Annotated in this window: 9 protein-coding genes and 1 pseudogene; all 10 read left to right on the top strand. The window is 61.1% G+C overall.

Features of this window, described 5'->3' with window-relative positions; genetic code table 11:
* Nucleotides 1-325: 325 nt before the first annotated feature.
* The 10 genes and pseudogenes from P7F28_RS08035 (at nucleotide 326) to P7F28_RS07990 (ending at nucleotide 9,169) form a co-directional block, all read left to right on the top strand.
* Nucleotides 326-1,003 (top strand): GntR family transcriptional regulator, encoded by a 678-nt coding sequence (locus P7F28_RS08035; RefSeq protein WP_277183987.1) that lies wholly within the window; start codon nucleotides 326-328, stop codon nucleotides 1,001-1,003.
* A gap of 210 nt (nucleotides 1,004-1,213) precedes the next feature.
* Nucleotides 1,214-2,071, top strand: coding sequence for an alpha/beta fold hydrolase (locus tag P7F28_RS08030; RefSeq protein ID WP_277183986.1), 858 nt, complete (start codon nucleotides 1,214-1,216; stop codon nucleotides 2,069-2,071).
* A complete protein-coding gene (locus tag P7F28_RS08025; protein WP_277183985.1) occupies nucleotides 2,064-3,026 on the top strand; it encodes a flavin reductase in 963 nt (320 codons plus the stop codon). The genes P7F28_RS08030 and P7F28_RS08025 overlap by 8 nt, the downstream gene beginning before the upstream one ends.
* Nucleotides 3,027-3,042: 16 nt before the next feature.
* Complete coding sequence (locus tag P7F28_RS08020) at nucleotides 3,043-3,357, top strand: NIPSNAP family protein (protein ID WP_277183984.1); 315 nt, start codon at nucleotides 3,043-3,045, stop codon at nucleotides 3,355-3,357.
* A gap of 58 nt (nucleotides 3,358-3,415) precedes the next feature.
* The gene (locus tag P7F28_RS08015) at nucleotides 3,416-4,432 is read left to right on the top strand and encodes an ABC transporter substrate-binding protein (RefSeq protein ID WP_277183983.1); all 1,017 of its coding nucleotides are present in this window, start codon (nucleotides 3,416-3,418) and stop codon (nucleotides 4,430-4,432) included.
* A gap of 21 nt (nucleotides 4,433-4,453) precedes the next feature.
* On the top strand, nucleotides 4,454-5,341 hold the full coding sequence (locus P7F28_RS08010) for an ABC transporter permease (protein ID WP_277183982.1): 888 nt from the start codon (nucleotides 4,454-4,456) through the stop codon (nucleotides 5,339-5,341).
* Nucleotide 5,342: 1 nt separating this feature from the next.
* The gene (locus P7F28_RS08005; protein WP_277183981.1) at nucleotides 5,343-6,146 is read left to right on the top strand and encodes an ABC transporter permease; all 804 of its coding nucleotides are present in this window, start codon (nucleotides 5,343-5,345) and stop codon (nucleotides 6,144-6,146) included.
* A 10-nt stretch (nucleotides 6,147-6,156) separates the two neighbouring features.
* A complete protein-coding gene (locus tag P7F28_RS08000) occupies nucleotides 6,157-7,239 on the top strand; it encodes an ABC transporter ATP-binding protein (protein WP_277183980.1) in 1,083 nt (360 codons plus the stop codon).
* Between the two features lie 4 nt (nucleotides 7,240-7,243).
* Nucleotides 7,244-7,942, top strand: a complete 699-nt coding sequence (locus P7F28_RS07995) for a GntR family transcriptional regulator (RefSeq protein WP_277183979.1) — start codon at nucleotides 7,244-7,246, stop codon at nucleotides 7,940-7,942.
* A gap of 109 nt (nucleotides 7,943-8,051) precedes the next feature.
* Nucleotides 8,052-9,169 (top strand): annotated as a pseudogene (locus P7F28_RS07990) (porin).
* The last annotated feature ends 18 nt before the right edge of the window (nucleotides 9,170-9,187 follow it).

The raw sequence follows: 9,187 nt of genomic DNA, 5'->3' as shown, positions 1-9,187 counted from the left end.
TGCTGCCAATTGCATAATCCACTGCGTTCAGGTTACGTGGGAGAAGCACTCTGCGCATCGATTCAAAGCGCAAAGGGAAACTTCGAGAATCCTTTTCCGCCATAAAAGTTGTGCGCTGGCTCGTAAAAGCGCAGTAGGCGTTGACCGGGTTCTGCCAAGAGCGAGCGACTGGTCGTACGTTGGCAGATCACTACGCGGTCTGGAACAGGATTCAGTTGCCGTGAGCAAACTGGCATTCTCAATAAATCTAACAGACAGCTCACAGACATTCGGCGATAATATGGGATTCCAGTGGCATGCTGCCGCTTTTCTTTGCGAATGCCGAATGTCCGACCTTAAAGTTGATAGAAACGCCAAGACCTTGCGCGAGCTGACACTCGAAAAATTGCGCGAGGCCATTGTGCAGGGCTACTTCCGCCCCGGCGCGCGCCTGGTGGAACGTACGCTGTGCGATGAACTCGGCGTCAGCCGTACCGTCGTGCGCGAAGTGCTGCGTCACCTCGAAACTGAAGGACTGGTCGAAACCGTGGCGCGCACGGGCCCCATTGTGGCTCGGCTCGATCCTACCCAAGTCGCCGAGATCTACGAACTGCGTGGACTGCTCGAGGCGAATGCCGCGCGCGCTTGTGCGGAAAACGCGACGCCGGAAGTCATCAAGAAGCTGCGCGGCATTCGCCGAAAGATCGAGGCAGCGTTCTCGAAAGACGCCTTCGCCGAAGTGCTGACGCAGACCGAAGCGTTCTATGACGCGCTGTTCGAAGGCGCGCAGAAGTCGGTGTCGCTGTCGGTCGTGCGCACGCTGAATACGCGCATCAACCGGCTGCGGGCGCTGACGATTTCATCGACCGGACGCGGCGCGGAATCGAATCAGGAGATGAATACGCTGCTCGCCGCTATCGAAAAGGGCGATGGCGCGGCGGCGCACGAGGCATCGTCTGCGCATATCCGGCGCGTGTCGGAACTGGCGCAGCAGGCGCTCAGCCGCCTCGCCGAGCCCGACTGACCGCGCTCCGACGCACGATGAAAACCGCCGCAAGGCGGTTTTTTTTCGTCCGTGGTTTCCCGCGTCACGGTAATTTCTCGTCGACCGTATCATGGTATTCCATAATACCTTGCCGTTCGTCTCGTTCGTAATATGGCATACCATCATCTGGTGAAAAATCAGGTGACGGACCGAAGCAGCCATCAAGCGAAATTCGAGGGAGCAGGGCAGATGAAGCCGGAACAAAGCCGCGTGATCGCGGATGGCATGGCAGGCGGCACGCGCTACGCGCTGTATGCGTCGCGGGCCGGTGAGCGTGCCGAAACGGTCGTGCTGATCCACGGCGTCGGCATGAATCGCAGCGTGTGGGCGCCACAGGTCGATGCGCTCACCACGCGCTTTCAGGTGCTCGCGTACGACATGCCCGGTCACGGCGAAAGCGCCCTGCCAAGCGCCGAGCCGACGCTCGCCGAATACGCGATGCAACTGGTCTCCTTGCTCGATGCGCTGAAGATCGAATGCGCGCACATCGTCGGTCATTCGATGGGCGCGCTCGTCGCGCTCGAATTCGCGCTGACGCACCCGTCGCGCACGTCGAGCGTCGCGGCGCTGAATGCCGTCTACGACCGCACGCCCGAGCAACGCGCGGCGGTGATGGACCGCGCATCGACGCTGGATGCCGGCGCGCGCGACGCAGGCGTGGACGCCACCATCGCGCGCTGGTTCGGCGTTCCGGTGCCGGCGTATCTCGAAGCCGCGGCGCGCGACCTGCGCACGCTGCTGCTTACGGTGAATCCAGAAGGCTATGCGCGGACCTATCGGCTGTTTGCGAGCTCGGACGCCGTGCATGTCGGCCGGCTCGGCGCGCTGGCGATGCCCGCGCTGTTTCTCACCGGCGAGTTCGATCCGAACTCCAGTCCCGCGATGTCCGAAGCGATGGCCGCCGCCTCGCGCGACGGCCGCGCGGAAATCATCGATGGGGCGCGCCACATGATGAACGTCACCGATGCGTCGCGCGTCAACGAACGGCTCGGCGCATTCCTCACGCAGGCCATGCGCGCCTCATCAACAGGAGAACGTCATGACTGACACGCTCAATACACTCGACACGCTCAAAGAACCGGCCATCGATATCGCGGAATTCCGCCGCGCGCTCGGTGCATTCGTGACCGGCGTGACCGTCGTCACGACCATTCAGGCCGATGGTTCGCCGCGTGGTTTCACAGCGAACTCATTCACGTCGGTATCGCTCAATCCGCCGCTGATTCTGGTATGCATCGCCAAGACGGCGTCGAGTCACGCGGTGTTTTCCGCCACCGATCACTTCGCGGTGAGCGTGCTGGCCGAAGGGCAAAAGGCCGTGTCGGGCGTGTTCGCCTCGAAGTCCGCCGACAAGTTCACGCAGGTCGACTGGCACGCGCGCATCACCGGCGCGCCGCTGATGAACGGCGCGGCCGCGAGCTTCGACTGCAAGACTCACGATGTCGTCGATGCAGGCGATCACATCATCCTGATCGGCCGCGTGGTGGATTTCGCGCATACGACATCGTCGCCGCTCGGCTATTGCCGAGGCGCATACGTGAACTTCAGCCTGTCGCAGGAAGCGCTGTCTGCAACGGGTTCGCGTGCCCGCGTCGGCGCGATCCTCGAACTCGACGACGGCATCGTTCTGCTCGATACCCCGAACGGTCTCGAATTGCCCGCAGGCATTCGCCTCGAACCATCGAGCGATGCCAATAGCTTGCGCGGCGTGCTCGCCACGCTCGGACTGGATGCGCATCTCGACTTCCTGTTCGCCGTGTTCGAAAGCAGCAACGGCGTGCATGTGTACTACCGCGGACGCGTGAGCAGTGACGGTCTTGCATCGCGTTCGGCGCGCGTGCGCGTGGTATCGCGCGATGCCATTCCGTTCGAGCAGATCAGCGACGACGCCGTGCGTTCGATGCTGCAACGCTACGTGCGCGAGCGCAGCGAAGATGCGTTCGGCATCTATGTCGGCGACAGCGCCGCCGGAAAAGTTCAATCGCTGGCTCATTCTCATTAAATATTTCGGATACCCAATGTTCTACGAAATCCGTACGTATCGAATCAAGACCGGCGCGGTGCCCGCTTATCTGAAGCTGGTCGAAGAAGAAGGCATCGCCTTGCAGAAAAAGTATCTGAAAGACCTCGTCGGCTATTTCTTCTCGGAGATCGGACCGCAGAACCAGATCGTGCATATCTGGGCTTATCCGTCGCTCGATGAGCGCGAAGCACGCCGCGCCGCGCTCGCCAAAGATCCGGCGTGGCAGGCGTTCGCGCCGAAGATTCAGGCGCTGATGGAAGAGATGGAAAACAAGATCATGAAACCGGCGAATTTTTCGCCGCTGAGCTGAATATCGAACCAGACCGCTTGAAAAGCGGCTTCACATACCAATCAGGCAGGAGACAGACATGAACACGAAAAAGGCTCTATTCGCAGCATCTTTTATGTTTGCGATGAGCACGCTCGCGCAAGCGGCCGATCCGATCGTCTTCACAAGTTGGGGCGGCACGACGCAGTCCGCGCAACAGAAGAACTGGGCGCAGCCATTCGGACAAGCGAACAACATCAACGTGCTGATGGATGGCCCGACCGACTACGGCAAGCTGAAGGCGATGGTCGAAAGCGGCAATGTGACGTGGGACGTGGTCGATGTGGAAGGCGACTTCGCCTATGCCGCGCAGGCGGCGGGACTGGTCGAACCGATCGATTACAACGTCGTGAAGAAGGACGAACTCGATCCGCGCTTCGCCACGCCGAGCGCGGTCGGCAGCTTCTATTACTCGTTCGTGCTCGGCTACAACAAGGCGAAATATGCGAGCGCGCAGCCGCAAAACTGGACCGATCTGTTCGATACGAAGAAGTTTCCCGGCAAGCGCACCTTCTACAAATGGTCCGCGCCCGGCGTGCTTGAAATCGCCTTGCTTGCGGACGGCGTGCCGGCCAACAAGCTCTATCCGCTCGATCTCGATCGCGCCTTCAAGAAGCTCGACACCATCAAGGGTGACATCGTCTGGTGGAGCGGCGGCGCGCAATCGCAGCAGTTGCTCGCATCCGGCGAAGCGCCGATGGGCATGTTCTGGAACGGCCGTCTGCACGCGCTCGCGCAAACCGGCGTACCGGTCGGCATCTCGTGGAATCAGAACCTGACGGCCGCCGACATGCTGGTGGTGCCCAAGGGCGCGAAGCATAAAGCCGAAGCCATGAAGTTCCTCGCCTATGCAACCAGCGCGCAGGCTCAGGCCAAATTCGCCACCGACACCAACTACGCGCCGATCAACGTCAAGTCGCCCGCCTCGATGCCCGCCGATGTCGCGAAGCAGTTGCCCGACAACTACAAGGCCTCGCAGATCAATCTCGACATGAAGTACTGGGCCGAGAACCGCGACGCCATCGCCAAGCGCTGGTACGCGTGGCAATCGAAGTAATTCCTTGGGTTGGGAGTCATCATGCCGAACGTCCTCAGTACCGATACCGTTGCACCGCCCGCGCCGAAAACGCGGCATAAACCGGACTGGCGCAATCTACGCCTGCTCACGCCGGCGCTGCTTCTGCTGGCCGTTTTCTTCGTGCTGCCGGTTTTGTCGCTCTTGCTTCGCAGCATCATGGAACCGACGCCCGGCCTTCAGAACTATGTCGAATTGCTGGGTTCGACCACGTATCTGAAGGTCTTCGGCAATACGTTTCTGGTGGCGAGCGTGGTGACCATCGCCACTGTCGTGATCGGTTTTCCGACGGCGTGGCTGCTGGCCATCGCGCCGCGCAAGATCAGTTCGCTGCTGTTCTCCATCCTGCTGCTGTCGATGTGGACCAATCTGCTTGCGCGCACCTTCGCGTGGATGGTCCTGCTGCAATCGACCGGGCCGATCAATCGCCTGCTGATGGCGCTGCACATCATCAACGAACCGCTGGCGATGGTGAATAACCTCGTCGGCGTGACGATCGGCATGACCTACATCATGCTGCCGTTCCTCGTGATGCCTTTGCACGCGACGCTGCGCAGCATCGATGCATCGACCTTGCGTGCAGCAGCCGTGTGCGGTGCAAGCCGCTGGCAGGCGTTCTGGCGCGTGCTCGTACCGCTCGCGACGCCGGGCATTGCATCGGGCGCGCTGATGGTCTTCGTGATGGCGCTCGGCTACTTCGTCACGCCCGCGCTGCTCGGCGGACCGTCGTACATGATGCTTGCCGAACTGATCGCGCAACTGGTGCAGGGGCTGTTGAACTGGGGACTCGCGGGCGCGGCGGCGTTCGTGTTGCTCGCGGTCACGCTGGGCTTGTTCACGCTGCAACTGCGCTTTACCGGCGGTGCGCGTGCCAGCATGGGAGGGAAGTGACATGTTGCTCGACTTCGATCGTTTAGGTTCGCTCAAGTGGGTGTTGATCGCCATCGGTTGCGCGGTCGGCCTGTTCCTGCTGCTCCCGATTCTCTTTATCGTGGCGCTGTCTTTCGGCGATTCGCAATGGCTGATTTTCCCCGCGCCGGGTTGGACGCTGGAGTGGTATCGCCAGTTGTTCACGGATTCGGGATGGGTCGATTCCCTGCTCACCAGCGCCAAGCTCGCGGTGATCGTCACCGTGCTGTCGGTGCTGCTCGGGCTGCTTGCATCGCTTGCGCTGACACGCGGCAAGTTCAAGGGACGCGGCGCGCTGCAAGCCTTCTTTCTCACGCCGATGGTGCTGCCCGTGGTCGTGCTCGCGGTCGCGCTGTATGCGTTCAGCCTGCGCGTCGGACTGAACGGCACCACGACGGGTTTCGTGATCGGCCATCTGATTATCGCGTTGCCGTTCTCGATCATCTCCATCAGCAATTCGCTCGCAAGTTTCGATACCGCGCTCGAAGATGCCGCGCTCGTGTGCGGCGCCTCGCCGCTCGAAGTGAAACTGCGCGTGACCTTGCCGGCGATTCATCTCGGCATCTTCGCCGCCGCAATCTTCTCGTTCCTGGCTTCGTGGGACGAAGTGGTGGTGTCGATCTTCATGTCGAGCCCTACGTTGCAGACCTTGCCGGTGCGCATCTGGTCGACCTTGCGTCAGGACCTGACGCCTGTGGTCGCCGCAGCCTCTTCGCTGCTCGTCGCGCTGACGACCTTTTTAATGCTGGCGGCAGCGGTGCTGCGCCGTCCCCGTTCCGTGAAGTGAGGTACGTGTCATGACATTCCTGCAGATCCAGCGCTTGCGCAAGACATATGACGATGTCGTCGCCATCGATAACGTCACGCTCGACATCAAGAAGGGCGAATTCATGACCTTTCTCGGGCCGTCGGGTTCGGGCAAGAGCACCACGCTTTATATCGTCGCGGGCTTTCAGGAGCCGACCGAAGGGCGCGTGCTGCTCGATGGCAAGCCGCTGCTGTCGGTTGCGCCGAACAAGCGCAATATCGGCATGGTGTTTCAGCGCTATACGCTGTTCCCGCACCTTACTGTGGGCGAGAACGTGGCGTTTCCGCTGCGTGTGCGTCGTCGTCCGGATGCCGAAGTGAGGGCCAAGGTCGAGAAGATGCTCGCGCTCGTGCATCTGTCGGAGTTTCGTGACCGCATGCCTGCGCAACTCTCGGGCGGTCAGCAGCAGCGCGTGGCGATTGCGCGTGCGCTCGCTTACGATCCGCCCGTCTTGCTGATGGACGAACCGCTGTCCGCCCTCGACAAGAAGCTGCGCGAGGAAATTCAACTGGAATTGCGCCGCATTCACCAGGAAACCGGCGTGACGATTCTCTATGTCACGCACGATCAGGAAGAGGCGCTGCGGCTGTCGGATCGGATTGCGGTGTTCAACAAAGGGCGTATCGAGCAATGCGGGACGGGTGAGGAGTTGTACGCAAATCCGGCTTCGAAGTTCGTGGCGAATTTCATCGGGAATTCTAACTTTTTACCAGTGCGCGTGACGGCTAGCAGCGCGCAAGAGTCGAGCGGAGTGTTTCCGAATGGGCTTGCCATCGCGACCGCAGGCAACGGCACGCTCGCAGCCGGCGATGAAGGCACGCTGATGGTGCGCCCGGAGCAAATGCGGATTCGCGCGCTGGGTGCATCGGCGGGCAGTGCGGGATTGCCCGTGACCGTGCGCGATATCACCTATCTCGGCGATGCCATGCACTACGCCGTCGCCACGCCGTGGGAACAGGAAATTTCGATCCGCATGCCCGCGGGCGATCATCGCGACAGCGGTCTGGTGATCGGCACGCAGGCACTCGTCGATTGGGACGCGCGCGATGTCAGGCTTTTCGCGCAGGCCTGACATCATGTTGCCGTCGCTGAAGGTCGAACGTCCCAACGTCACGCTGCGCGAGCTTGCGTTGCAGAAAATGCGCACCGCCATTCTCGATGCGCGCTTTCTACCCGGCGACCGGCTGGTCGAGCGCGCGCTCTGCGAAGAACTCGGCGTGAGCCGTACCGTCGTGCGTGAAGTGCTGCGTCATCTGGAAACGGAAGGGCTGATTCAGACGCTGCCGAATCAAGGTCCGATCGTCGCCACTCTCGATATGGCGTCCGCTGCGGAAATCTACGAGATTCGCGCCCTGCTCGAAGGCGAAGCGGCGATGGCGTGCGCCATGCGCGCCGATGAAGCAATCGTCACGGCGCTCGATGAATGCATCGGCCACATTCAACACGCGTTCGATACACAGGACCACCACGCGGTGCGCGATCTGACGACCGCGTTCTATGAGCGCATGTTTATCGGCGGTCGGAAGCATGTTGCGTGGGAGATCGTGCAATCGCTGACGGCGCGGATCAATCGGCTGCGCGCGTTGACCATTGCATCTGATGATCGCGGGCATCAGGCGGTTCAGGAGATGCAGCAGATTCTTGCCGCAATTCGTGCGCACGATGGCCCGCGCGCGCGCGATGCCGCGCGGGCGCATGTCGAACGCGTGGCGGAAATTGCGCGCGCCTTGCTGGATGAAGGACAGGAGAACGCGTCGTGGCGACGCGCGGGTTGAAGAAAAAGTTATAGCAATAACGACAGATCGCAAACCACAAACGATCCGAGAGATCGGAGGAGAAGGCATGGCAAAGGCTTGGGGCAAGATTCGCTTCGCGGGTACGTTGATGGGCGGTGTATTGCTCGCTGCAAATGCGCACGCGCAATCGTCCGTCACGCTGTACGGCGTGATCGATGAAGGGATCGACTATGTGAACAACAGCGGCGGCCATTCGCTATGGCGCATGCGCGACGGCACTTACGATGGTGTATACGGCAGCCGCTGGGGTTTGAAGGGAAGCGAAGATCTGGGCGGCGGTCTGTCTGCGATTTTCAAGCTCGAAGCGGGATTTAGTACGGAGAACGGACAAAGCCGGCAAGGCGGGCGTCTGTTCGGCCGGCAGGCGTATGTCGGCTTGTCGGATACGCGCTTCGGCACGGTCACGCTGGGTCGTCAATACGATTCCGTGGTGGACTATCTTCAGCCCGTGACCGCGCCCGGACAACTCGCCGGACCGCTGGTTCACGCAGGCGATATCGACAACACCGACAACTCGTTTCGTGTCGATAACTCGGTCAAGTATGCGAGTCCGAAGAAGGCGGGCTGACCTTCGGTGGTCTCTACTCGTTCACCAACACGAATGCACCGGGACGCGGCACCACCGGCTTGTGGAGCGTCGGCGCGAACTATGCGTTCGGTCCGTTCACCATCGCGGGCGCGTACTTGTATGCGAAGAACCCCGCGCTGCTGCTCACCGATGGCAATTACATCGGCAATACCACGGGCGCGGCGATCGGTGCGTCCGGCCCGTTCAGCTATGTCGGCAATCCGGCCAACGAACAGGTGTTCGGCGCGGGCATCAACTATGCAATCGGCGCGGCCACGCTCGGCATCGACTATACGAACACCAAGTTCAACGATGCGAACGGCACGAACGGCACCGTGCGTTTCGACAACTACGAAGCATGGGGACGCTATAACCTCACGCCCGCGTGGTACGTGGGCGCGCAATACGTCTATACGCACGGCAATATCGGCTACAACCAGGCGATTCCGATCTATCACCAGGTCGGCTTGACCACGGCTTACTCGCTGACCAAGCGTACCTCGCTCTATGCGATGGGCGTGTGGCAGAAGGCAGCGGGCGCGGCATCGAATGCGGATATTTTCGATGGCGCGGTGGGATCGGCATCGACCAGCAATCACCAGATCATGGGACGGGTGGGCATTTATCACCTGTTCTGATTCGCTTCTGTCATACGC

The sequence above is a fragment of the Caballeronia sp. BR00000012568055 genome (assembly GCF_029439455.1).
GTDB lineage: Bacteria > Pseudomonadota > Gammaproteobacteria > Burkholderiales > Burkholderiaceae > Caballeronia.
Note: the sequence above shows the minus strand (reverse complement) of the source record. Positions and strands in the feature narration are given on the sequence as shown.